Origin of the sequence: Pseudarthrobacter sp. CC4 (assembly GCF_048957775.1) — a bacterium.
In the GTDB taxonomy this organism is placed as follows: domain Bacteria; phylum Actinomycetota; class Actinomycetes; order Actinomycetales; family Micrococcaceae; genus Arthrobacter.
The window spans coordinates 44,540-68,795 of record NZ_JARCCZ010000021.1 but is presented as its reverse complement, the minus strand read 5'-3'; the positions used below and the strand labels follow the sequence as shown (position 1 = coordinate 68,795).

The 24,256-nt window shown below is 67.5% G+C and carries 18 protein-coding genes; 7 read left to right on the top strand and 11 right to left on the bottom strand.

Features of this window, described 5'->3' with window-relative positions; all coding sequences use genetic code 11:
- The first annotated feature begins 64 nt into the window (after positions 1-64).
- The 7 genes from PV768_RS15215 (at position 65) to PV768_RS15185 (ending at position 9,194) form a co-directional block, all read left to right on the top strand.
- The gene (locus tag PV768_RS15215) at positions 65-1,432 is read left to right on the top strand and encodes a DUF6421 family protein (RefSeq protein WP_321215973.1); all 1,368 of its coding nucleotides are present in this window, start codon (positions 65-67) and stop codon (positions 1,430-1,432) included.
- 8 nt (positions 1,433-1,440) lie between these two features.
- Complete coding sequence (locus PV768_RS15210) at positions 1,441-2,205, top strand: SDR family NAD(P)-dependent oxidoreductase (protein WP_421093453.1); 765 nt, start codon at positions 1,441-1,443, stop codon at positions 2,203-2,205.
- Positions 2,206-2,213: 8 nt separating this feature from the next.
- Positions 2,214-3,299 (top strand): threonine aldolase family protein, encoded by a 1,086-nt coding sequence (locus PV768_RS15205; RefSeq protein ID WP_421093452.1) that lies wholly within the window; start codon positions 2,214-2,216, stop codon positions 3,297-3,299.
- Positions 3,300-3,366: 67 nt separating this feature from the next.
- A complete protein-coding gene (locus tag PV768_RS15200; RefSeq protein ID WP_323057353.1) occupies positions 3,367-4,017 on the top strand; it encodes a DUF3000 domain-containing protein in 651 nt (216 codons plus the stop codon).
- Between the two features lie 122 nt (positions 4,018-4,139).
- Positions 4,140-5,483 (top strand): HRDC domain-containing protein, encoded by a 1,344-nt coding sequence (locus PV768_RS15195; RefSeq protein ID WP_421093443.1) that lies wholly within the window; start codon positions 4,140-4,142, stop codon positions 5,481-5,483.
- A gap of 265 nt (positions 5,484-5,748) precedes the next feature.
- Positions 5,749-7,038 carry a thiolase family protein gene (locus PV768_RS15190; protein WP_421093442.1) on the top strand — a complete coding sequence of 430 codons (1,290 nt, stop codon included), beginning with the start codon at positions 5,749-5,751 and terminating at the stop codon, positions 7,036-7,038.
- Positions 7,035-9,194, top strand: coding sequence for a 3-hydroxyacyl-CoA dehydrogenase NAD-binding domain-containing protein (locus tag PV768_RS15185; RefSeq protein WP_421093441.1), 2,160 nt, complete (start codon positions 7,035-7,037; stop codon positions 9,192-9,194). The genes PV768_RS15190 and PV768_RS15185 overlap by 4 nt, the downstream gene beginning before the upstream one ends.
- A 13-nt stretch (positions 9,195-9,207) precedes the next feature.
- Here PV768_RS15185 and PV768_RS15180 read toward each other — a convergent pair whose 3' ends face one another.
- The 11 genes from PV768_RS15180 to PV768_RS15130 form a co-directional block, all read right to left on the bottom strand.
- The gene (locus tag PV768_RS15180; protein WP_421093440.1) at positions 9,208-10,800 is read right to left on the bottom strand and encodes an ABC transporter ATP-binding protein; all 1,593 of its coding nucleotides are present in this window, start codon (positions 10,798-10,800) and stop codon (positions 9,208-9,210) included.
- Between the two features lie 3 nt (positions 10,801-10,803).
- Positions 10,804-11,547 (bottom strand): energy-coupling factor transporter transmembrane component T, encoded by a 744-nt coding sequence (locus tag PV768_RS15175; RefSeq protein WP_421093439.1) that lies wholly within the window; start codon positions 11,545-11,547, stop codon positions 10,804-10,806.
- Positions 11,548-11,555: 8 nt separating this feature from the next.
- Positions 11,556-12,374: an ECF transporter S component gene (locus PV768_RS15170; RefSeq protein WP_421093438.1), complete on the bottom strand. Its 819-nt coding sequence runs from the start codon at positions 12,372-12,374 to the stop codon at positions 11,556-11,558.
- Positions 12,375-12,536: 162 nt separating this feature from the next.
- Entirely contained in the window at positions 12,537-13,562 is a 1,026-nt protein-coding gene (locus tag PV768_RS15165; RefSeq protein WP_157238466.1) for a nucleoside hydrolase, read from the bottom strand.
- 8 nt (positions 13,563-13,570) lie between these two features.
- Positions 13,571-14,548 carry an aldo/keto reductase gene (locus PV768_RS15160; RefSeq protein WP_421093437.1) on the bottom strand — a complete coding sequence of 326 codons (978 nt, stop codon included), beginning with the start codon at positions 14,546-14,548 and terminating at the stop codon, positions 13,571-13,573.
- Positions 14,549-14,557: 9 nt separating this feature from the next.
- Positions 14,558-15,118 carry a hypothetical protein gene (locus PV768_RS15155; protein WP_157238467.1) on the bottom strand — a complete coding sequence of 187 codons (561 nt, stop codon included), beginning with the start codon at positions 15,116-15,118 and terminating at the stop codon, positions 14,558-14,560.
- Positions 15,115-15,732 carry a DUF402 domain-containing protein gene (locus PV768_RS15150; RefSeq protein ID WP_421093436.1) on the bottom strand — a complete coding sequence of 206 codons (618 nt, stop codon included), beginning with the start codon at positions 15,730-15,732 and terminating at the stop codon, positions 15,115-15,117. Before PV768_RS15150 ends, PV768_RS15155 begins: the two co-directional genes overlap by 4 nt.
- Entirely contained in the window at positions 15,729-17,702 is a 1,974-nt protein-coding gene (gene dxs, locus PV768_RS15145) for a 1-deoxy-D-xylulose-5-phosphate synthase (RefSeq protein WP_421093435.1), read from the bottom strand. The genes PV768_RS15150 and dxs overlap by 4 nt, the downstream gene beginning before the upstream one ends.
- A 127-nt stretch (positions 17,703-17,829) precedes the next feature.
- Positions 17,830-20,655: an aconitate hydratase gene (locus tag PV768_RS15140; protein ID WP_157238469.1), complete on the bottom strand. Its 2,826-nt coding sequence runs from the start codon at positions 20,653-20,655 to the stop codon at positions 17,830-17,832.
- A gap of 165 nt (positions 20,656-20,820) precedes the next feature.
- A complete protein-coding gene (locus tag PV768_RS15135; RefSeq protein WP_421093434.1) occupies positions 20,821-22,191 on the bottom strand; it encodes a class I SAM-dependent RNA methyltransferase in 1,371 nt (456 codons plus the stop codon).
- On the bottom strand, positions 22,191-24,167 hold the full coding sequence (locus PV768_RS15130; RefSeq protein WP_321215962.1) for an APC family permease: 1,977 nt from the start codon (positions 24,165-24,167) through the stop codon (positions 22,191-22,193). Before PV768_RS15130 ends, PV768_RS15135 begins: the two co-directional genes overlap by 1 nt.
- Positions 24,168-24,256 lie beyond the last annotated feature (89 nt).

The window sequence follows — 24,256 nt, the reverse complement described above, 5'->3', positions numbered from 1 at the left end:
TTAGCTCTGCTGGTTGCTTGCTACGCTCGCCATAGATAGCAAGCAACCAGAAAGGCAGCCGACGATGACCGAAACCCTGACCACCGCCGTCACCGGGATTTCAGCCGAAAACAATGACTGGCTCCGGCTCAAGGCAGCCGCCACCGCCATCCAGGCCTTCCAGGTCCAGGACGGCTCCATTCCGGATCCCGCACACCACGCAGCAGCTGCTGCCCTGGTAAATGAGATCATCGATGCGCTTCGTGCCCTCAGCCCCGCCTTCCCGCATGATGCGGCGTACCTGGAAGCTGCCTGCACCGACTTCTCGCGGTGGGCCCAGGCCGGGTTCGCCACCCCCGACTTCCTTTCCTCCCTCCTGGCATTCCAGCCCCAAAAGCAGCGCCGGGACGGCCTGCAGCACCTGGTTGTCTTCCCCATGTACACCCAAAACGGCAGCAGCAACCGTCTGGTGGAGGCAGTCCTGGTCGAAGTGATCTGGCCGGAGTTCATTGCCGGCCTTGAGGCGGGAGACTACTCGAACAAGCTGTTCGTTCCCATCCGCTTCGTGGACTTCACCGCCGGCTATGACACCAATTCCGCCGTGCTGTTCCCTGAGACCGTCGCTGTCAGCAAGACCCCCACCTTCACCTGGGGGGCCATCTTCGCAGACCGGGAGGCGGCCAGGTTCCGCCGCGTCCTCAAGGCCGCAGCCGAGACCACCTGCCTGGAACTGCCGGAAGGGGCAGCGGAGATGCTCGCCGACCAGGACCTGACCGAGGCCACGTTTGTCATGTGGGACCTGATCCACGACCGGACGCACATGCGCGGCGACCTGCCGTTCGATCCGTTCATGATCAAGCAGCGGATGCCCTTCTTCCTGTACTCCCTTGAAGAACTGCGCTGCGACCTGACCGCGTTCCGCGAATCCGTGCGGATAGAAAAAGACGAGGATGCCGATCCTGAAGCCCGGCGCCACGCCAAACTGGTGCAGTACGCCATCATCTTTGACCGCATCTTCCGGTTCGCGATCACCGGCAGCCGCGTGCGGAACTACGACGGCCTGGGCGGCCAGCTGCTGTTCGCGTGGCTGCACCAGCAGCGCGTCCTGCACTGGACGGACACCCGGCTGACCATCGACTGGGATGAAGTAGCCAATGCTGTCATCGCCCTCGGCGCCCGCATCGACGACCTGTACTGGCGCTCCATCGACCGCCCCAAAACCGCCCACTGGCTGGCTGCATACCAGCTGATCTCCGCCACCGTCACGCCCCACCCGGCATCTGTTTGGGCCAAGGGGCCGGAAGCGCTGCCCTTGGCGGGGCCGCCGCGCGGCCTCACCGACCAGGTGCTCGATGACGAATTCCCGCTGTCCATGTTCTACGAAGCACTGGAAAAGAAGATGCGCCCGGTCATTGAATCCACTGCCGGCATCACTGGAGCATCCGCGCTGTGACAGCTGCTATGGAGTCGGCAAAACCGCCGCTGAACGTCCTGGTTTCGGGCGGCAGCGGCGCGTCCGGCGTCGCCGTGGCCCGGGCACTGCGCGAGGCCGGGCACCGCGTGTTCACCGTGGGCTCGGACCCGGAGCGGATCAGGTCCGCGGCAGGACGGGCGGGCGACGGCGTTGCCCCCTTCGTGTGCGACCTCGCACGCCTGGAGGAGGTGCGGCAGCTGCGGGCTGATGTCACCGCCGCTGCCGGGCCGATGGATGCTGTGATCCACCTGGTGGGCGGCTGGCGGGGCGCACAGGGGATCGCGGACCAGACCGACGAGGACTGGGACTTCCTTGAGCGCGGAGCAATTACCACGCTCCGCAACGTCTCACGGGTTTTCTACGACGACGTCGCCGCCTCCGCGTGCGGGCGGTTCGCCATGGTGTCCTCCACCACCGCCGCCGAGCCCACCGCGGCAACAGCCAGTTACGCCGCCGCGAAGGCAGCGGCCGAAGCCTGGACCCTTGCCATCGCTGATGGCTTCAGGCGCGCCGCCGGCAGGAACGGCGGCAGCGCGCCAGCCGCCGTCGTGCTGGTGGTCAAGGCGCTGGTCGATGAGGAACTGCGCCGCCGCCACCCCGAACGGTCCTTCGCGGGCGCCACCGACGTCGAGGACCTGGCGCGCGCCGTCGTCGGACTCTTTGATGCCCCGGCCGCCGAACTGAACGGCCGGCGGCTGCAGCTGGCGGCGTCACTGTCCCCGGCCCGGACTTTACCTACACTGAAAGCGTGAGCAAAGCCATGACAACAACCGCTGAAACCGCCGCCGGTCTCCGCCTCCATGATCCGAACGTGCGGGGTTTCGCCTCGGACAACTACTCTGGCGTCCATCCCGAGGTGCTGGCGGCACTGGCGGCCGCCAACGACGGCCACCAGGTCTCCTACGGCGAGGACGACTACACCGCCAGGCTGCAGCAACTGATGGAGCGCCACTTCGGTTCCGGCATCGAGTGCTTTCCGGTCTTCAACGGCACCGGCGCGAACGTCCTTTCACTGCAGTCGCTGCTCCCCCGCTGGGGCGCGGTGGTCTGCGCCTCCACCGCCCACATCAACATGGACGAGAACGGCGCGCCGGAACGCGTCGGCGGCATCAAGCTGCTGCACGTCCCCACGCCGGACGGCAAGCTCACGCCCGAACTGATTGACCGGGAGGCCTGGGGCTGGGGGGACGAGCACCGCGCCCAGCCGCTGGCCGTGTCCATCACCCAGACAACGGAACTTGGCACCTGCTACACGCCGGAGGAAGTCCGGGCCATTGCCGGGCATGCCCATGCCAAGGGGATGAAGCTGCACATGGACGGTGCCCGGCTGGCCAACGCCGCAGCCCACCTCCAGGTTCCGCTGCGGGACTTCACGCGCGACGCCGGGGTGGACATCCTGTCCTTTGGCGGCACCAAGAACGGCCTGCTGTTCGGCGAAGTGGTGGTGGCACTGAATCCGGAAGCAGCCCACGGGCTCCTCTACCTGCGCAAGATGGACATGCAGCTGGCCTCCAAGATGCGCTTCCTGTCGGCGCAGTTCATCGCGCTCCTGGAAGGTGACCTGTGGTTGCGGTCCGCCGCCCGCGCCAACGCCATGGCCGCCCGGCTCCGCGCCGCCGTCGACACCATCGACGGCGTCCGGCCCACCCAGGAGACCGAATCCAACGGCGTCTTTGCCGTCCTCCCCGAAGGCGTGGCCGACAGGCTGCGCGCGTCGTTCCGCTTCTATGACTGGAATGAAGCCACGCGCGAGGTGCGCTGGATGTGTTCCTTCGATACCACCGAAGAGGATGTGGATGCCTTCGTTGCCGCACTCCGCCGGGAACTGCACAATGGCGGGAACTGACGGTCCGCGCCGGAAGCCGGCGGCGAGCCTAACCGCCCTGCCCCGCCCAGTTGCGTAACCTGCGAAGGTGAACGCACTTGACCAGGTTCCCCCCGAGTTTCTCCACGCTTTGGGAACCCTCAGGAAAGCCCAGTGCCGCCGGGAACTGCGCCTGGCGGAGATCCCGGCGCCGGCCCGGCTGGCGCCCTTTGCCGTGGCCCTGGGCGCAGAAGTTTTTGCCCCCGGCTCCGGTGCTCCCGGCACCCCGCTTCACGGCCCCGCCGCCATGGCACTCGCTGCGGCGTCCGGAACGGAAGACGAGGACGGGCTGGAACTGGCGACGGGGCGGTTCATCCTCCTCCACGACCCCCAAGGCTCCGAGGTCTGGGACGGGGAATTCCGCATTGTCACCTATATCCGTGCGGAGCTGGAACCCGAGATGGGCAACGACGAAATGCTCGGAACAGTCGCCTGGACCTGGCTGGTGGAGGCACTGGAGAACCACAAGGCGGCGTACCGGGCCGCCGGCGGCACTGCCACCAGGGTCCTCTCGGAGAGTTTCGGCACCCTGTCCGAAAGGCCCGGATCCATCGACATCGAACTGCGCGCGTCCTGGACACCCGCCACGTCCGACGTCCAGGCCCATCTTGAGGCCTGGTCCGACATGGTCTGCACCTTCGCCGGCCTGCCGCCCCTGCCGGACGGCGTGACGCCGCTGACGCTGCGCCGCCGGAACTGAGACCGTTTGTCAGTGGCGGACCGAAGGCGGACCGATGGCGCAGGGCCGCGGACGGGATGGCCGGGCAAGGCACCGGCCCGGCAGGCAGGCGTTTACCGGCCGGCCGGTAAACTGGAGGCATCATGACCCCTAACATTCCGGAAAACACCACGGCCGGCGTCCCGGCCGCTGATGCCGCACCCCACATCACGGTGGAAGGCTTTGACAGCCCCGTCCCCGAAATCGTTGAGCTGGCTGCTCCCCGGGAGGGCGTTCCGCTGGTCATCCAGACGCAGTCCGGCCTGGAGCGCTGCGCTGCGGCCATCGCCGCCGGAACCGGACCGGCAGGGGTGGACGCCGAGAGGGCTTCCGGCTTCCGTTACGGGCAGCGCGCTTTCCTGGTCCAGATCCGGCGCGAGGGCGCCGGGACCTGGCTGATCGACCCCGAACCCTTCGAGAACCTGGACATCATCAACGGTGCCCTCCGCGGCGTCGAATGGATCCTGCACGCCGCCAGCCAGGACCTGCCCTGCCTCTCAGAGCTGGGCATGTGGCCGGACAAGCTCTTCGACACTGAACTTGCCGCCCGGCTGGCCGGGCTGCCCCGCGTGGGCCTGGCCGCCGTCATCGAACAGCTGCTCGGCTTCGGACTCGCCAAGGAGCACTCGGCAGCGGACTGGTCCACCCGGCCCCTGCCTGAACCCTGGCTGCGGTATGCCGCACTGGACGTCGAAGTCCTCACGGAACTGCGGGAGGAACTCATCGAGCTCCTCCAGGCCGACGGAAAGCTGGAGTACGCCGAGCAGGAATTTGCGGCGATCCTGGCCGCCGGATTGCCTCCAGCCCGCGTGGACCCGTGGCGGAAGACCTCCGGCCTACACCAGATCAGGGACCGCCGGCAGCTGGCAGCAGTACGTGAGCTGTGGCTGGAGCGCGACTCCCTGGCACAGAAACGGGACGTGGCACCGGGACGGCTGATTCCCGACTCCGCCCTGGTGGCGGCTGCCAAAGCCATGCCGACCACCGTGCCGCAGCTGCTGGGCACCAAGGGCTTCCACGGCCGGGCGGCGCAACGTGAAGCGCCCCGCTGGCTGCGCTGCATCGCAGCTGCCCGGGATCTCGAAGAACTCCCGCCGCTGCACCTGCCCACCAACGCGCCGCCTCCGCCCCGTGTCTGGGTGGACCGGGACCCGGAGGCGGCCGCCCGCCTGGCCACCGCCCGGCCGCTGCTGCAGGCGAAGGCAGAGTCGCTGAGCCTCCCGCTGGAGAACCTGCTCACCCCGGATTACCTGCGGCGCGTGGCCTGGCGGCCGCCGGCGGAGATCACCGAAGCAGCAGTCGCCACCGAACTCCGCGCCCTGGGCGCACGTGAGTGGCAGGTGGAATTGGCAGCGCCCCTCATCGTTGAAGCGTTCCTGCACCCGCAGCCGCTGCCCGCCAAGGAAGCCAAGGAAGCCAAGGCGGACGCCACCGCAGCGGGCAAGTAGGCGCAGCCGTCTGCACCGCCACCGGCTCCCAAACCGAATCCCCAGACGCTCTCTCACTTGATGCGTGAAAACCGCCGACGCTCTCTCACTTTCTTGAAGAAAGTGAGAGAGCGTCGGCCAAAAATGGGCATTAAGTGAGAGAGGGTCCATTCAATCCGGGGACCTTGCGGGCTAAGTTACTCACGAGTAACATCGAACGTATTGCCGCCGGGCCATTGCCAGCAAAGGCATGCACCGGCGCCTACGTCTCGATGAGGAGTTATACGTGAGCCACCAGGGAAGCGGCGCATCCATGCGCACTGTCCGGGACGTCGTCTTTGTGGACGGCCTCCGCACACCATTCGGCAGGGCCGGGGACAAGGGCATCTACGCCGGCACCCGGGCTGACGACCTGATAGTTAAGTGCATCCGCGAGCTGCTGCGGCGGAATCCGTCCCTGCCGCCCGCGCGGATCGATGAAGTGGCCATTGCGGCAACCACCCAGACCGGAGACCAGGGCCTCACCCTTGGCCGGACGGCTGCCCTGCTTGCCGGACTGCCCAGGACGGTTCCCGGCTTTGCCGTTGACCGCATGTGCGCCGGAGCCATGACCGCGGTGACCGCCGTGGCCGGAGGGATCAGCTTCGGCGCGTACGACGTTGTGGTGGCCGGGGGCGTGGAACACATGGGCAACCACCCCATGGGCTCAGGCGCCGACCCGAATCCGCGGTTCATGTCAGAGCGGCTGGTGGACCCGGCCGCGCTCAACATGGGGAACACGGCCGAGAACCTGCACGACCGCTTCCCGGCGATCACCAAGGAACGAACAGATGCCTACGCCGTCGCCTCGCAGGCCAAGTTCGAGAATGCCCGCCGCAACGGCCGCATCCAGCCGGACCTGGTTCCCGTTGCGGCCCTGAAGCCCGGCCAGGGCTGGACGCTGAACACCGCGGATGAACCGCCACGTCCAGGCACCTCCCTGGCCGACCTCGCCGGCCTCCGCACCCCGTTCCGGGCCCACGGCCGCGTCACCGCCGGAAACGCCGCAGGCCTGAACGACGGCGCCACCGCAGCGGTCCTGGCGTCTGCCGAGGCTGCCGCAGAGCTGGGACTGGCGGTCAAAATGCGGCTGGTCAGCTACGCGTACGCGGGTGTTGAACCAGAAGTCATGGGCATCGGGCCCGTGCCGGCCACCGAGAAGGCGCTGAAGAATGCGGGGCTCACCATCGCGGACATCGGCCTCTTTGAAATCAACGAAGCTTTTGCCGTGCAGGTGCTCAGCTTCCTGGACCATTTCGGCATTCCCGACGACGACCCCCGGGTCAACCGCTACGGCGGCGCCATCGCCGTGGGCCACCCCCTGGCCTCGTCCGGTGTTCGGCTGATAATCCAGCTCGCCCGGCAGTTCGAGGAGGACCACTCCGTCCGGTACGGCATCACCACCATGTGCGTCGGCCTCGGCATGGGAGCCACCGTGATCTGGGAAAACCCGCATCACCAGGAATACACAGACAACAGCGGAGCCCGGCCCGGGGGCTCCGCCGCCACCGAAACCGCTTCCGAAGGAGCCGCATGAGCGCCGCAGATTTCACCAAGCTTGCAGAAATGTTCCCGAACGAGACCGTCACGCACTCCTACGTCCAGGACATCGAACTGCCCGCTCCGGCGGGGAAACCCAGCCCCGGCACGTTCGCGCTCATCACCCTGGACAACGGCCTGGACCACGCCAAGCCCACCACGCTGGGACCCAACACCCTGGTGGAGCTCGGCACGGTGCTGGAGGGCCTTCGCGAGCGCGCCGGCCGCGGTGAGATCGTCGGCGTCGGAGTAACGGGCAAGCCCTACTACCTCGTGGCCGGCGCCGACCTTTCCGCCGTCAAGAACCTCGAAAAACGCGAGCACGGGCTGTGGATGGCGCAACTGGGCCACGACGTTTACGCAACTCTGGCCAACCTGGGCGTTCCCAGCTTCGCCTTCATCAACGGCGCAGCCCTGGGCGGCGGCCTCGAAATCGCGCTGCAGTCCACCTACCGCACGGTGTCCACCGGAGCCGGGGCACTGGCATTGCCGGAAGCCTTCCTGGGACTAGTCCCGGGCTGGGGCGGTGTCTACATCCTGCCCCGTCTCATCGGGCCGGAAAACGCCGTGAAGGTGATGATCGAAAACCCGCTCAGCAACAACCGGACGCTGACCGGACCCCAGGCATTCAGCCTCGGCGTGGCCGACGCCATCTTCGAACCGGCCGATTTCCTGGAGCAGTCCCTGGCCTGGGCGGCGGGCGTCATCTCCGGCGACGTCATCCCGGAACGAGCCAACGCCGTCGACCCTTCCGAACCCAAAACTGCCGCCAGGTGGGCCGGTGCGGTCGCGGCCGGGCGGGCCTTCGTGGAGGCCAAGACCTCCAATGCAGCGCCCGCCCCGGGAAAGGTCCTGGACCTCCTCGAGGCGAACCGCACCATGACCCAGGCCGAATCCGCCGCGCTTGAATGCGAAACGCTGGCCGGACTCATGCAGACCGACGAATTCCGCGCCACCGTCTACGCGTTCCTTGACCTCGTCCAGAAGCGCTCCAAGCGGCCGGCCGGGGCCCCGGACCGCAAGCTGGCCCGCCCGGTCACCAAGGTGGGCGTTGTTGGCGCCGGACTGATGGCCAGCCAGCTGGCCCTGCTGTTCGCCCGCCAGCTCAAGGTCCCCGTGGTGATGACGGACATCGACCAGGCCAGGGTGGAACAGGGCGTGGATTATGTCCACGCTGAGGTGGACAAGCTGCTGGCAAAGGCACGCATCAGCCAGGACGCCGCCAACCGGACGAAGGCGCTGGTCACGGGCTCGGCGTCCAAGGAGGTTTTCGCCGACGCCGACTTTGTGATCGAAGCGGTCTTCGAAGAACTCAACGTCAAGAAACAGGTCTTTGCGGAACTGGAGGAGATCGTTACTCCGGACTGCATCCTGGCCACCAACACCTCTTCCTTGTCGGTCACGGCCATGGCGGAGGATCTGAAGCACCCGGAGCGCGTGGTGGGCTTCCATTTCTTCAACCCCGTGGCCGTCATGCCGCTGCTGGAAATCGTCCGTGCCCCGCGGACCGACGACGCCGTCCTCGCCACCGCGTTTGAGCTGGCCAAGGGCCTCAAAAAGACTGCCGTGCTGGTCAAGGATGCCGCCGCGTTCGTGGTCAACCGGATCCTGCTGCGGCTGATGGGTGAAGTGACGGCCGCCTTTGACGAAGGCACCCCGGCTGAAGTGGCCGACAACGCCCTGCGGCCCATGGGCCTGCCGATGACGCCCTTCACACTGGGCGCCATGGTGGGGCTTCCCGTGGCCCAGCACGTGCAGGAATCGCTCCACGCCGCCTTCGGCGAACGCTTCACGGTATCCGCCAACCTGCAAAAGCTCATCGACAACGGCGTGAAGGGCCTCTGGGCGGCCGGCCCGGACGGCTCGAAGGAGATCCCGCAGTCCACGCTGGCGCTGATGTCCTTCGGCACCTCCCCTTCCACGGCGGAGCAGGTGCTGCGGCGCACCCAGGACGCCCTCGCGGAGGAAATCGGCCTCATGCTCGCAGAAGGCGTGGTTGCAGGGCCGGAGGACATTGACCTCTGCATGATCCTGGGCGCCGGATGGCCCATGTTCCTCGGCGGCATCACCCCGTACCTTGACCGGGTGGGTGCCTCCGAACGCGTCAACGGCAGGCGCTTCCTGCCGCCGGGAGCGGCGTCCCGCCCGGCCTGATCAACCGGCCGGATCACCCGGCCAGCAGGCCGCCGTCGAGCTCCACACCGCGGTGTGCCATTGACCGGGCATAGGCGAGGTCATGCGTGACCAGCACGACGGCGGCGCCCTCCCCTGCCGCGGAACGCACCGCAGCGTCCAGCAGGGCCAGGCCGTCGCCGTCGAGCGCCACGGTGGGTTCGTCCAGGGCCAGGACCGCGGGTTTGCGGGCAAGGACCGTGGCCAGGGCAAGGAGGCGCTGGCTGGACGCGGGCAGTTCGGCGGGGTGCTCACCGGCAGCCCCTGCCAGGCCGACGGCGGCCAGCGCCTCGAGGGCCCGGCCCGGCGCCTCACCGGGGTGGAAGAGGCTGTCCAGGCCGAAGCGCACCTCCCGGAGTACGGTCCGCTCGAACAGCTGGTCCCGGGGTTGCTGGAACAGCAGGCCCACTGATCGGGCCACCACGCCGGCCGGCGTCCCGGCTATGTCCGAGCCACGGACGAGGACCTGCCCGGAGGCGGGCCGCAGCAGTCCGTTGAGGTGGCGCAGCAGCGTTGATTTCCCTGCACCATTGGGGCCGGTAACTGCCACGATCTCCCCGGGGTTGACCGCCAGGTTGACGTCCCGCAGCACCCGCGGTTGCCTGGCGGGGCCGGGACCGCCTCCCGGCCGCGTGCGGCGAGGGGTCTTCCTCCCGCCATCCGGGTAGTCGAAGGAGACGCCGCGGAGTTCCAGCACCGGGACGGTTGGTGCCGTGCCAGGCGGCACACTGGCTGGCACGGCCGGGCGCGCTGCTCCGCGGGGCCGTGCCGCATCCTTTCCCTCCGGCAGGCTGCCGGGGCGCCGGATGCCCGACGGCAGCAGGCCGGAGCCCGGATGCAGTTCGGCAGGGGTGCCGCTGGCCGTTACCCTGCCGTCCACCACAACATGCCACGTCCCGGCGTCAAGGAGCGGCGTATCGACCACCTGGCTGAGGATCACGACGGCGGTGCCCCGCTTGACGAGGTCCCGCACCAGCTGTGCCAGTCCGGCGGTGCCTGCGCTGTCCAGCGAAGCGAAGGGCTCGTCCATGATCAGCACCCGAGGTTCCGTGACGATGGCGCAGCCAATGGCAAGCCGGCGCAGCTGGCCGCCGGAAAGCCGGGAGGGGTGATGGTCCAGGAGGTCCGTGAGTCCCAGGAGCGCGGCGGTACGTTCCACCGTGGACTTCATGGCGGTGCGCTCCACCGCCCTGTTCTCGAGGCCGAACGCGAGTTCTTCGGCCACCGTGGCCCGCACCGTGGACAGGACGGCGGCTGGATCCTGGGGAACAAACCCGACCTGGCGTCCCCATTCCGCGGGATTGATGCGTGGATCCCCGCTGCCGCCGAACTGCAGGCGGGTACCCGCGAGCTCCAGGAAGCCATGGAGGGTTCCCCCGCTTCCGGGCGGAAGCCAGCCGGCCAGCACCCGGCCCAGGGTGGATTTCCCGCTTCCCGACGGTCCAAGCACAGCGGTGAACGTTCCGGGGACGAAGGCGAGCTCCACCCCGTGCAGGACCGGGGCGGCGTCGTCATGGAAAGTGAAGGTCCTGATGCCGGCCGAGAGTATCGGTCCGGCGGTTTCAAGGGCGTTCCGGCCGCCAGCCATGTCCTAGGTCCCCTCCGCGGCAAGCCAGAGCCGGGCACCGACAGCCGCAGCGGAGGCCACCAGCAGGACAACCCGGAACACGCGCTGGAGTCGGGAATCCGGTACAACGCGGTAGCTGGTCCGGGGTCCCGGGTTGCTGAAGCCGCGGGACTCCAGCGCCGCTGCACGGGTTCCGGCGTCCTCGACCAGGGACAGGACCAGCGGGACCGCCTGGCGGCGGAAGGCCGCCACGCGGTGCAGGAGTCCGCGCCGGATCACCAGGCCGCGGGATTCCTGGGCCTGCCGGATCCCCTCCGCCCTGGAGGTGATGGCCGGCAGCAGGGTGAGGGTGGACGCCAGCACGAAAGCGAACCGGCCCTGGACGCCGCGTGCGGACAACGCCGCCACCAGGTCCGGAACGCTGACACTGAAGGAGAACACCAGGAGCGCAAGGATTACCGCTCCCAGCTGTGCCGCCCGTTCCACGGCGAAGGAAAGCCCCTCCGCGGTGACGCGGGCCGGCCCCCACTGCGCCAGGACGGTCCGGCCCTCGGGAAAGAACAGCCCATGCAGGACCAGCAGGGACAGCCCCAGCGGGAGCAGGACAGCCGCGGCGGCCGGGAGCATCCTGCGCGCCGTACCCGCGCGGGCCGACACGACGGCGGCCGCCGCCACGACGGCGAGGGACAGCGGCAAACTGGCTGCCGCCGTCGTAATGGCCGCCGTACTGCCGGCGGCTGCCAGCGAGGTGAGCGGGTGGAGGCGCATCAGACTGGTCAGGAACCCTGTTCCGGCATCTTGCCGGCCAGCACGCGGTGCCGGCGGATGAACGGGAACTGCAGCCGTGCGCGGCGCGGAAGCGCGTACGCCAGGATGGCCACAACGGTGAACACAATCGCTTTGTCCATGGGGTCGGAGATGAGCGCCTGTTTGGTGATGGCGGCCAGGAGGGTGTCGCCCATGGCGCGGAAGGCACTGACGACGGCACCGGTGGCCACGCCGGACGTGCCGCCAAAGACGAAGGCCGCCACCGGCGCGGACACCACGCCGCCGATGATGCCGGTGACGAACCCTGCCACGGGGGCGAGGTAGAAGCGGCGGAACATTCCATGGCGGGCGGCGAGGCCGGCAAGGCAGCCGATCAGTGCGGCCCCGGCGGCGAACGGCAGCACGGTGGGGTTGAAGAAGGACCAGACAATGCTGCTCAGTGCACCGGTCGCCGCGCCCGCCGCCGGGCCGGCCAGCACCGCGATGAGGACCGTGCCGATGGTGTCAAGGTAGAACGGGACCAGGGTGCTGCCTACGAACTGGCCCAGCACAATGTTCAGCACCAGCGCCACGGGGATCAGCACCACGGTGGAGGCCGGCAGCGTGGGCAGGACGGCGACAATCAGCAGCACGGCGCCGACGAGGAAGCCGGAAAGGGCGATCAGGGCGGACGCGCTGCCTGGTCCCCCGGTGATGTCTGCAGGCTGGTTCAGCACCAGGTAGACGTAGGTGCTGGCGATGGCCAGGGCGCCGAGGATTTCCAGCAGCCGGCGCCTGCGGGCAGCGGCGGGCGCCGGGGACGGCAACGTCAGGGAGTGCGATGACATGGAGGTTCCTTCAGGGTGCGGGGCGCGGGTGGCCCGGAGTTCCCGGGCCGGGCGGAGCGCCGCCTATGTCACCTCGGCAGCAGCCGGCGGCGTGTGGCCGGGCCGGACGCGAACCATTCTACCGCGGCAGTTTTGCGCGGCCCAGCGAGGTTTCGGGGGCGCTCAGCCCAGGCGCCGGGCCATGCTCCCGACGGCGGACACCAGTTCCCGGAAGGCGGCTTCGGGCTGGTTCGCCGTCACCACCCTGGCATTGGGCGGAATGCCCCACAGTCCCCGGAAGTCCGCCACGGTGGTGCCCATCAGGAGCGGAGACCCGGTCTCGACGTCGACGGTGGCGGGCAGTGCCTGGAACTCCAGGGTGCCCGCGGCCACGCCAGCGGCAAAGAAGTCGTGGACATGGGCCAGGTATCCCTGGTCATAGTGGCGGTGGAATTCGAAGTAGAACCGCAGGGCATCGGACAGGTGCCTGATGAGCTTGTTGTCCGAGGTGCTGCGCTGTCCTTCGGGCTGGCCGGGCAGCACCAGCTCGGGAACTGTCGCGCCGGCCGCCTCGGCCAGCTGCTGGACGTGCGCCGGGTGCAGCTCGATCCGCTCAGTGGTGTCCAGCGAGCAGACCACCGGCAGTTTCTCCGGCGGCTGCCCGCGGAAGGCGGCATAGACTTCCTTGGCCGCGTGGGGATCCACGTGCGTGTTCCACTCCGCCGTGGGCGTGGTGTTGCCCTGGTGGTAGAAGCTTCCGCCCATGATCACAACCTTTGCCAGCAGCTCGGGCAGCCTGGGTTCCTGCCGCAGGGCCAGCGCGAAGTTGGTGAGGGGCGCGGTGATCAGGGCCGTGAGCTCCCCCGGCCGGTTGCGTGCGTGGTCAACCCACAGATCGACGGCGTGGCGCGCCGACACAGCGCCGGCCGGTTCCGGCAGGACCGCGTACCCGATGCCCTGCGGGCCGTGCGTTTCCGGGGTGGTCAGCAGCGGTATGGCCAGTGGTCCGCGCGCGCCGACGGCCACTTCCACACCGGGGCGTCCGCAGAGTTCCAACAGTGCCAGGGTGTTGCGGGCCACCTGGTCCGCGTCCACATTTCCAGGGGTGGCCGTGACCGAGACGAACTCGGTGTCCGGGAGGGCGGCAAGGTACGCGAGTGCCAGGGCGTCGTCGATGCCGGTGTCCACATCCAGCAGGAAGGCGGTCATGTCGTTTCCTAGAAGAGCGCCACCTTGGGCGCTGCGGGGAAGATATCGTCCAGCTCGGCAAGGTCCTTGTCAGAAGGAACCCAGTCCGCTGCTTCCGCGTTCTGGCGCACCTGCTCAGGCCGGGTGGCCCCGGCGATGACGCTGGCCACCGAGGGCTGGGCGGCCAGCCAGGAGAACGCAACCTGGACTTCGTTCAGGCCGCGGTCCCCGGCGAAGCGGCTGAACCTGTCCAGCTGGTCCCAGTCGGCGTCGTGGACGAGGTTCGTGCGGGTGTGGCTGAGCCTGGAGCCCTCCGGGGCATGGCCGGGCGAGTACTTGCCGGTCAGCAGTCCGTTGGCGAGGGGGAAGTAGGGCAGGACGCCGAGTCCGAACTCCTCGGCGGCCGGGGTCACCTCGAGTTCCGCCCGGCGGTCCAGGAGGTTGTAGTGGTTCTGGGTGGAGATGAACCGCGCGCCGCCGAGTTCGCGGGCGACGTACTCGGCCTGGGCGATCTGCCAGCCGGCGCGGTTGGAGTGCCCGAGGTAGCGGACCTTGCCGCTGGTGACGAGCGTGTCCAGCGCGGACAGGGTTTCGTCAATGGGGGTCAGCGGATCCGGGGTGTGGAACTGGTAGAGGTCGATCCAGTCGGTGCCCAGCCGCCGCAGCGACGCCTCCACCGCCTGGATGATGTAGCGGCGGGAGCCTCGGGCGCCGAAGTCCGGCCCGCTGGCGCCTTTCATGTCCATGCCGAACTTGGTGGCAAGGACGACGTCGGGGCGCCGGCTGCCGAGGGCCCTGCCCAGCATCGTTTCGCTGAGGCCGGGTTCCCGGCCATAGGTGTCTGCGACGTCGAACAGGGTGATTCCGGCGTCGAGTGCGGCGTGGACGACGGCGTCCGTGGCTTCCTGGGATTCGGTGACGGTGTTGGCGCGGCCAAGGTTGTTGCAGCCCAGGCCCACGGTGGAGACGGTCAGGCCGGATTTACCGACGCGGCGGTACGCGGTCACGGGATGCTCCTAAAGGCTGAAGCCGGTGGCGGGTTTGGCTGAGTGCTTGAGCTTGAAGTGCTCGGGTTCGTTGTACGGGGCGGCCCCGATGCTCAGCTTGGTGAAATCCAGGTCCTCGCCGCGGGTGCAGACCTTGATGGCGTTGACGGCCTTGTTCACGTCGGGGCAAAGGCAGAAGATGTTCAGCTTGTAATCCGTGAACCCGGAACGCTCCACGGTTCCCAGTCCACGCCAGGCGAGGTGGCTGATGAGGGCGTCCGTTGCCTTCTCTTCGAGGTAGCGGTCCCGGTCCGTGCCTTCCCTGGTTTTGAGTGCGAACTGGGCTACCACCCAGAACTGCTCCTCGTCGGGGATTTCGGCGTAGCCGTCCTCGGCGCACTGGGCCGCGAAGGCGTCCAGGAGCCCCTCGGCTGCCTCCGCATCGGGCACGTCGGTCTCTTCCGTTTTGCTCTGGTGCCCCACCGCGCCGTAGTTCATGACGAACTGGCTGTAGTCCCCGTCATACCAGGCCTCCCGGAAGTGGAGGGTGCCCTCGTCGTCGCGCTTGTAGACCCTGACAATTCCGCTCATTTTCGTCCCTCTGTGAACCATGCGACGTCAGTGCCGTCGAACGGAGCCTGTTGCGCCTTGACGGCATGGTAAAGCTGGTCTGCGGCATTCTGGATGTCCGCCACCAGCCGGTCCGGGTAATGCATGGAGATACTGTGCTCGGCGAACTCGTCCTGGTCATCGATGAACACGCCGCGGTCTTCGGTGCGGATGACATCCAGGTCCATGTCGATCACATGGAACTCGGTGACGGCGGGCCGGATGACTGTCCACTCGTGGCCCACAGCCAAGTCCACGTACACCCGGACCTGGTTCGGGTGTACGTCATCGTAGAACGTGGCAACCCAGTCGCCGGAGCGCGGAACCAGCAGCACGGCGTCGGATTTGGTGTAGAACGCCGCACCGGGCCTGGAGCAGAACTCATTGGTTCCCTGGAAGATCCACCACCCATGTTCGTCTTCGCCCAGGTAGCGCCCCGGCACCACCCAGTGCGCCTTGCCGTTCCATTTCCTGTTCCTGGCCACTACCAGCTGGCCAGGCTTCAGCCCGGCGGGAACCCGGGTGGTGGTGGTGTGCATGGGCCGCCCGGACTCCCCCGCTGCACCCGGGTACTTCAGTGCGTCTTCTTCCCTCACAGAATCGGAAGGCTGCCGGTGGTGGGGTGCTGCTGGCCGGGCAACGGACGGGCAAACGGGACCTTTGTCCCGAGAACCTGCGCGACGACGTCGTGCGTGATCTGCTGGGCCGTCAGGCCCACGCGTTCGAGGATCTGCCCGCGTGTGCCGTGGTCCAGGAATTCGACCGGCAGGCCCACCTCGTTCAGGGCGGTGTCCACGCCTGATGCGCGCATTTCCTGGCGGATCCGTGAGCCGACGCCGCCGGCACGGACGCCGTCCTCGATGCAGATGACCAGGCGGTGGTGGGACGCCAGTGCAACAATGGAGCGCGGCACGGGCAGGACCCAGCGCGGGTCCACCACCGTGGTGCTGATGCCTTGCGCGCCAAGCCGGTTGGCCACATCCAGCGCGAGTTCGGCCATGGCGCCCACACTGATGATCAGGACATCGTTCTCGGTTGAGCCGCTGGGCCTGCGGGCCAGCACGTCCACGCCGTCGCTGAGGCGTTCCAGCGCTTCCACTTCGGCGCCAACGGAGCCTTTGGAGAAGCGGACCACCGTGGGGGCGTCGCTGACCGCCACTGCCTCGCGGAGTTCCTCGCGCAGCCTGGTGGAGTCGCGAGGCGCGGCCAGGTGGAGGCCGGGAACGATCTGGACCATGGCCATGTCCCACATGCCGTGGTGGCTGGCGCCGTCCGGCCCGGTGACCCCGGCGCGGTCCAGGACGATCGTGACGCCTGCCTTGTGCAGGGCAACGTCCATCAGGAGCTGGTCGAAGGCGCGGTTGAGGAAGGTGGCGTAGACGGCGACCACCGGATGCAGGCCGCCGAACGCCATGCCGGCGGCGGAGGTGAGGGCGTGCTGTTCGGCGATTCCGACGTCGATCACGCGGTCCGGGTGCCGGGCAGCGAACTTGTGCAGCCCCACGGGGATGAGCATCGCGCCGGTAATGCCCACGACGTCCTTCCGCTCATCCGCGATGGCGGCGATCTCATCGGCAAACACGGACGTCCAGGACTGGGCCCCGGCGGTTCCGGTGGGTTCGCCGGTTTCGGGGTCGATGATGCCGACGGCGTGGAACTGGTCAGCCTCGTGGGCGCGTGCCGGGGCGTAGCCGTGGCCCTTTTCGGTCATCGCATGGACAATCACCGGGCCGGCGTAGTGCCTGGCCGTGGCGAGGGCGTGCTCCATCGCCTGGAGGTTGTGGCCGTCCACCGGGCCGATGTACTTCATGCCCAGGTCCTCGAACATCCCCTGCGGCGCCCACCAGTCCTTGATGCCCTTCTTCATGGCGTGCAGGCTCTTGTAGGTGAACTGGCCCACGGGTCCACCGCTCTGCAGCTTCTTCTTCCACCAGTCCAGCGCCCGTTCGTAGGCGGGGGTGGCGCGGAAGGAGTCAATGGTGGGGCGCAGCGAGGCCAGGTAGTCCGCGAAGCCGCCCACGGTGGGAGCATAGGACCTGCCGTTGTCATTGACCACAATGACAACGCGGCGCTTCTTGTCTGCGGCGATGTTGTTGATGGCTTCCCAGGCCATGCCGCCGGTCAGGGCACCGTCGCCCACGACGGCGACGACGTGCCGGTCGCCTTCGCCGGTCAGCTGCCGGGCGCGCGAGATGCCGTCGGCCCAGGACAGCGAGGAGGAGGCGTGCGAGCTCTCCACGATGTCATGTGCGGACTCCGCGCGGGACGGGTAGCCGGAGAGGCCGCCCTCCTGGCGCAGGGTGCTGAAGTCCTGGCGCCCCGTCAGGAGCTTGTGGACGTACGACTGGTGGCCGGTGTCAAAAACGATGCTGTCACGCGGCGAATCGAAGATGCGGTGCACGGCCAGCGTCAGTTCCACCACGCCGAGGTTTGGTCCGAGGTGGCCGCCTGTCTGGGAGACGTTCGTGATCAGGAACTCCCTGATCTCCGAAGCCAACTCTTTTAGCTGTTCTTCGGACAACTCGTTCAGGTCCTGCGGATTCCGGATGGTGTCCAAGATTCCCAATGACCCCTCCTTCGGATGGTAGACGTGCCGTTTAACTCTAACGCGTCGGCTCAAATGCAAAGCCGAAGCCCCGGCTGGTCGGTGACCGGCCGGGGCTTCGGGAGGTGGTGCCTGCTGGCGGAACCCGCTAGTTGGCGGAGATCTGGCGCAGCACGTACTGCAGGATGCCGCCGTTGCGGTAGTAGTCCGCTTCACCCGGGGTATCGATGCGCAGGACGGCGTCGAACGACGTCGAGGTGCCGTCCTCGGCAGTTGCGGTGACCTTGAGGGTCTTCGGCGTGGTGCCCTCGTTCAGGGCGGTGACGCCCTCAACCGAGAACGTCTCCGTACCGGAAAGGCCCAGGGTTGCAGCGGACTCGCCGGCCGGGAACTGCAGCGGCAGGACGCCCATGCCGATGAGGTTGGAGCGGTGGATGCGCTCGTAGCTCTCGGCGATGACGGCCTTGACGCCCAGCAGGGCGGTACCCTTTGCAGCCCAGTCGCGGGAGGAACCGGAACCGTATTCCTTGCCGGCCAGGACCACCAGCGGGGTGCCGGCCGCCTGGTAGTTCTGCGCGGCGTCATAGACGTAGGCCTGCGGGCCGCCCTCCTGGGTGAAGTCGCGGGTGAAGCCACCCTCGACGCCGTCCAGGATCTGGTTCTTGATGCGGATGTTTGCGAACGTTCCGCGGATCATCACCTCGTGGTTGCCGCGGCGGGAACCGTAGGAGTTGAAGTCCTTGCGCTCCACGCCGTTGGCCAGCAGGTACTGGCCGGCAGGGGTGTCGGACTTGAACGATCCGGCCGGGGAGATGTGGTCGGTGGTGACCGAATCGCCCAGCTTCAGGAGCACGCGGGCGCCCGTGATGTCCTTGACCGGCTCCGGCTTCGCCTGCATGCCCTCGAAGTACGGGGGCTTCCGGACGTAAGTGGAGTTCGGATCCCAGGCGAAGGTATCGCCGGCGGGAGTGTCGAGCGCCTTCCAGCGGTGGTCGCCTTCGAAGACGCCTTCGTAGCCCCTGGCGAACATGTCCTTGTCGATCGAGGAATCGATGACCTGCTGGACCTCAACCGGGTTGGGCCAGATGTCCCTGAGGAAGACGTCGTTGCCGGCCTGGTCCTTGCCCAGGGCGTCGGTTTCGAAGTCGAAGTCCATGGAACCGGCCAGGGCGTAGGCGATGACCAGCGGCGGGGAGGCCAGGTAGTTCATCTTGACGTCCGGGTTGATGCGGCCTTCGAAGTTGCGGTTGCCCGAGAGGACAGCAGCAACGGCGAGGTCGTTGGCCTGGATGGCTTCCGACACTTCAGCTTCCAGCGGGCCGGAGTTGCCGATGCAGGTAGCACAGCCGTAGCCCACGATGTAGAAGCCGAGCTTCTCCAGGTAGGGCGTCAGGCCGGACTTCTCGTAGTAGTCGGTGACAACCTTCGAGCCGGGGGCGACGGAGGTCTTGACCCACGGCTTGGACGTCAGGCCCTTGTCCACGGCATTGCGCGCCAGGACTGCGGCGGCCAGCATGACCGACGGGTTGGACGTGTTGGTGCAGGAGGTGATGGAGGCGATGGTGACGGCACCGTGGTCCAGCTCGAACTCGCGGCCGTCAGCCGTCTTGACCGGCACAGGCTGGGAGATGCGGCCCGCTGCCCCATGGCCTGCCGAGTACTTCGGGGGCTCCCGGTCGGTGTCGGAGATGTGCGTGGCGCCGGCCGTGAAGGAGGGCGAATCGGAGGCCGGGAAGGACTCCTCCAGCGATTCGTCCAGGGTACCGGCGTTGGCATCGTGGGAAACGTAGTTCTTGAGGTCGTGGCGGAACTCGTCCTTGGCCTCGGTCAGTTCGATGCGGTCCTGCGGGCGCTTGGGGCCTGCGATGGACGGAACAACCGTGGACAGGTCCAGTTCCAGGTACTCGGAGAACTTGATGTCGCGGGAAGGATCGTGCCAGAGGCCCTGTTCCTTCGCGTAAGCCTCCACGAGGGCAACGTTCTGCTCCGAGCGGCCGGTAAGGCGCAGGTAGTCCAGGGTGACGTCGTCGATCGGGAACATGGCCGCGGTGGAACCGAACTCGGGGCTCATGTTGCCGATGGTGGCGCGGTTGGCCAGCGGCACAGCGGCCACGCCTTCGCCGTAGAACTCCACGAACTTGCCCACCACGCCGTGCTTGCGGAGCATCTCGGTGATGGTCAGCACCACGTCGGTAGCCGTGGCGCCCGCCGGGATGGATCCGCTCAGCTTGAAGCCCACAACACGCGGGATCAGCATGGAGACGGGCTGGCCCAGCATGGCGGCCTCGGCTTCGATGCCGCCGACGCCCCAGCCGAGCACGCCCAGTCCGTTGACCATGGTGGTGTGCGAGTCGGTGCCCACGCAGGTATCCGGGTACGCACGGAGCGCGCCGTCCACTTCGCGGGTCATGACGGTGCGTGCCAGGTATTCGATGTTGACCTGGTGGACGATGCCGGTTCCCGGGGGAACCACCTTGAAGTCGTCGAATGCGGTCTGGCCCCAGCGCAGGAACTGGTAACGCTCCCCGTTGCGCTGGTATTCGATCTCCATGTTGCGCTCCAGTGCGCCGGAGTTACCGAAGGCATCGATCTGGACCGAGTGGTCAATGACCATCTCGGCGGGCGCCAGGGGGTTCACCCGCTTGGGGTCGCCGCCCAGTTCCTTGACCGCTTCACGCATTGTCGCCAGGTCCACCACGCAGGGGACGCCGGTGAAGTCCTGCATGATCACGCGTGCAGGCGTGAACTGGATTTCTGTATCGGGCTGGGCGTTGGGATCCCAGCCTGCCAAGGCGCGGACGTGATCGGCAGTGATGTTCGCGCCGTCCTCGGTCCTCAACAGGTTTTCAAGCAATACCTTGAGGCTGAACGGAAGGTTTTCTGCACCTTCAACGGAGTTCAACCGGAAAATTTCGTATTCGGTTCCGGCTACATTAAGTTTGCCTTTTGAACCGAAGCTGTCCACAGTGCTCATCGCAGGACTCCTCTCGCAACAGTTTCATCTTTGTCGCGCGGTTGACCGCCTGCTAGTTAGGAAGCCCTAATTAGTTTCGGGCCCGAAAATTGCACACGGCCGGCCGTGATTACGGAGCGCGACGTGGGACTACTACGGCCATCGTAGTCGAAAACGGCAGTGGCATCACGGAAGGGGCGCCAGCAGCGCCACAGTCTCCAGGTGGTGGGTATGGGGGTAGAGATCGAAGGCCCGGAGGCCTGACAGCCCCCATCCCGCCTGGCGGAAGTACCCCACGTCCCGGGCGAACGACGCCGGATCACAGGACACGTAGGCAATGGCGCGGGGGCTGGCCTCAACAAGCTGGCTCACCACTGCCTTCCCTGCCCCCGCCCGTGGCGGGTCCAGGACCAGGGCGTCAAAACTCCGCGGTTTCTGGCGGAGCACGCGCTCCACCCTGCCCTGGACGATCTCCACCTGGGGCGCTCCGTGCAGGTTCTTCCGTGCATCCCGGCTGGTTCCGGCGGCACCTTCCACGGACAGGACGGACCCTGTCTCCCCCACCGCGTCAGCCAGGACTGCGGTGAAGAGCCCGGCCCCCGCGTAGAGGTCGGCAACAACGGCCCCGGGGTGGAGGAAGCCCCCGCCGCGGAGGAATTCTGTGACAGCCCCCACAAGGGTCCCGGGCGCGTCGCGGTGGATCTGCCAGAACCCTGCGCCGGTGACCCGGTAGTCGTGCCCGGCCGCTGATTCCTGCACCCACGTGCGGCCGCGAAGCTGCTGCACGGCCTCGGTAGCGGGGTCGAAAGTGGCTACGGACACCTCGCCGGGCAACTGGGCTGCGATGGCGCTAAGCCGCTTGGGCTTGGTTCCCGGACCTGGCGCCAGCAGCACCAGCGGACGGGAACCGTTGGCCGGGGCTGCCACTTCCACGCGCTCGATGCCCTGCAAATCGATGTCCCAGAGGCGCAGGTTGTTGATTGCCTCCGAAGCGAGCGGCATCTCCCGGACCGGAACGATGTGCGTGGAACGGTGTGCGTGCATGCCCAGCTTGCCGCCGGGGGTGACCGAAAAGCCCGCGCGCGTGCGCCACCCAAGGCCGTCCCCGCCGTCGGCCGTTCCGCCCACGGCTTCCACGCTCCCGGCGCCCGCGGGCAGCTGGTCGACGCCGGCGAGCCGCCTGAGCTGTTCGGCAAGCACTTCCGCTTTGAGGCTGCGCTGGCGGGCAAGGGTGATGTGGCCGAACTCGGCTCCGCCCACCGGGGGGTGACCGTGGCTCCAGGCCCGCGCTGAGTCGGCCAGGTGCCAGAAATGGTCCGCGCGGTCCGGAGAGGCTTCAAGGACCTCGACGACGTCCGCCCGCCAGAATTTGGCCTTTTCCTCCGCATCCGTCAGGCGCACCCGCACCTTTTCCCCCGGAATGCCGTGCCTGACGAAAATCACCCGGCCCTCGTGCCTGGCAACGCAGTGGCCGCCGTGGGCCACCGGGCCGACGTCGAGCACTACTTCCCTGCCTGCTTCTCCGGTCAGGGGCGGCTGTGTTTCGGTGTTTGCCATTATTGGACGTCCTGCAGGTTTTTCGCTTCTTCGGATGATTTCAACTGCCAGGGGACGCTCGCCACCATGACGCCGGGTTCAAAGTGCAGCCGGGTCTTGATGCGCAGGGCAGTCTGGTTGTGGACCAGCTGCTCCCACCACTTGCCCACAACGTATTCGGGGATGTAGACCACGATCAGGTCGCGGGGAGAATCCTTCCGCATGTGTTTGACGTACTCCATGATGGGCGTGACCGTCTCCCGGTACGGACTGGCCAGCACGGTCAGCGGCACCGGAATCTCAAGCTTTTCCCAGTCAGCCACGGTCTGCGCGGTTTCTTCGGCATCGATGTCCACTGTCACCGCATCAAGCCGGGACGGCCGGGAGGCCCTGGCGTACGCCAGCGCCCGCAGCACGGGCTTGCGCACATGGGACACCAGCAGGACGGCGTGCACCCTGGTGGGAAGGGCGCGCGGCGAAGAGTCCTCGTCCACGGCCAGTTCCCTGGCCACGTTGTCGTAGTGCGCCCTGATGCTCCACATGATGAGGAACAGGATGACCATGGCGAGCAGGGCAATCCAGGCGCCCTGCTCGAATTTGGTGACCAGCACGATGACCAGGACCGTGGCCGTCATGCCGAAGCCGATGCTGTTGATGACGCGGGACTTGGCCATCCGGCGCCGGACTGCCTTGTCCTTGGCCAGCTTGAGCTGCCGCCCCCAGTGCCGGATCATCCCCAGCTGGCTGGCGGTGAACGAGATGAAGACACCCACGATGTAGAGCTGGATGAGCTTGGTGACGTCCGCGTTGAAGGCGATGATCAGTACCAGGGCGCCTGCGGCGAGGGCCAGGACGCCATTGCTGAAGGCCAGCCTGTCACCCCTGGTGCGCAGCTGCCGCGGCAGGTAGCCGTCCTGGGCGAGGATGGAGCCCAGCACCGGAAAGCCGTTGAAGGCGGTGTTGGCGGCAAACACCAGGATCACGCCGGTGGCCGCCACCACGATGTAGAACGGTATGGATCCCGGGCCGAAGATGGTCTGGGCGATCTGGCTGATGGCAGGGTTCTGGATGTACCCCTCCGGCAGGGGGTTGCCGTTGAGCAGGAACTCGGTGGCCGGGTCCAGGACGATGTGCACCTTGGTGGCGTTGGCCAGGTAGATGATGCCCGCCAGCATGGTGGCGCCGATGACGCCCAGCAGCAGCAGGGTGGTGGCGGCGTTCTTGCTCTTCGGCGGGCGGAAGTTGGGCACTCCGTTGCTGATGGCTTCGACGCCGGTGAGCGCCGCGGCGCCCGAGGAAAAGGCCCGCAGCAGCAGGAAGGCGCCGGCGAGGCCCACAAGGCCCTCGTCGAAACCGGGGGCCGGGACGATCGTGAAGGCAGCGGAGGGCGCCTGGCCCAGCTGCCCGGTTGCCGCCTGGAACAGTCCCACCGCCGTCATGCCCAGGATGGATGCCATAAAAATGTAGGTGGGGATGGCGAAGAGGGTGCCGGCCTCTTTGATTCCGCGCAGGTTCACCAGGGCAAGGATGACGACGCCGACAGTGGCTATTGCGGCCTGGTTGCCGTGCAGCGACGGGACGGCGGTGGTGAGGTACGTGGCGGCGGAGGAGATGGACACCGCGACGGTCAGGACGTAGTCAACCAGCAGCGCAGAGGCCACGGTGAGGCCTGCGTACCTGCCCAGGTTCTCACCGGCGATCTCGTAGTCGCCGCCGCCGGAAGGATAGGCGTGCACGTTCTGCCGGTAGGAGGCCACCACCGTCAGCAGGACCACCATCACCGCCACGCCCACCCACGGCGAGAACGCCACCGCACTGACGCCCGCCAGCGCCAGCGTCAGCAGGATCTCGTCCGGGGCATAGGCTACGGAGGAAAGTGCGTCGGAGGCGAAGACCGGAAGTGCGATCCGCTTGGGAAGCAGCGTATGGGCCAGCCGGTCATTTCGAAATGGCCGGCCCACCAGCACACGCTTGACGGCGTTCAATATTGTCAACACCCCACAAAGCTAGTCTGATTCCCGGACGATGTCATGACGGACCGGGGACAACGGGAGCCGGCACGCTGGCGGTAGAGTTCTAGCAGCAG

What these genes read in the sequence shown, in the direction of transcription:
- PV768_RS15215 (WP_321215973.1), top strand. Translation starts at nt 65, where the DNA reads ATGACCGAAACCCTGACCACCGCCGTCACCGGGATTTCAGCCGAAAAC.
- PV768_RS15210 (WP_421093453.1), top strand. Translation starts at nt 1,441, where the DNA reads ATGGAGTCGGCAAAACCGCCGCTGAACGTCCTGGTTTCGGGCGGCAGC.
- PV768_RS15205 (WP_421093452.1), top strand. Translation starts at nt 2,214, where the DNA reads ATGACAACAACCGCTGAAACCGCCGCCGGTCTCCGCCTCCATGATCCG.
- PV768_RS15195 (WP_421093443.1), top strand. Translation starts at nt 4,140, where the DNA reads ATGACCCCTAACATTCCGGAAAACACCACGGCCGGCGTCCCGGCCGCT.
- PV768_RS15185 (WP_421093441.1), top strand. Translation starts at nt 7,035, where the DNA reads ATGAGCGCCGCAGATTTCACCAAGCTTGCAGAAATGTTCCCGAACGAG.
- PV768_RS15180 (WP_421093440.1), bottom strand. Translation starts at nt 10,800, where the DNA reads ATGGCTGGCGGCCGGAACGCCCTTGAAACCGCCGGACCGATACTCTCG.
- PV768_RS15175 (WP_421093439.1), bottom strand. Translation starts at nt 11,547, where the DNA reads ATGCGCCTCCACCCGCTCACCTCGCTGGCAGCCGCCGGCAGTACGGCG.
- PV768_RS15170 (WP_421093438.1), bottom strand. Translation starts at nt 12,374, where the DNA reads ATGTCATCGCACTCCCTGACGTTGCCGTCCCCGGCGCCCGCCGCTGCC.
- PV768_RS15165 (WP_157238466.1), bottom strand. Translation starts at nt 13,562, where the DNA reads ATGACCGCCTTCCTGCTGGATGTGGACACCGGCATCGACGACGCCCTG.
- PV768_RS15155 (WP_157238467.1), bottom strand. Translation starts at nt 15,118, where the DNA reads ATGAGCGGAATTGTCAGGGTCTACAAGCGCGACGACGAGGGCACCCTC.
- PV768_RS15140 (WP_157238469.1), bottom strand. Translation starts at nt 20,655, where the DNA reads ATGAGCACTGTGGACAGCTTCGGTTCAAAAGGCAAACTTAATGTAGCC.
- PV768_RS15135 (WP_421093434.1), bottom strand. Translation starts at nt 22,191, where the DNA reads ATGGCAAACACCGAAACACAGCCGCCCCTGACCGGAGAAGCAGGCAGG.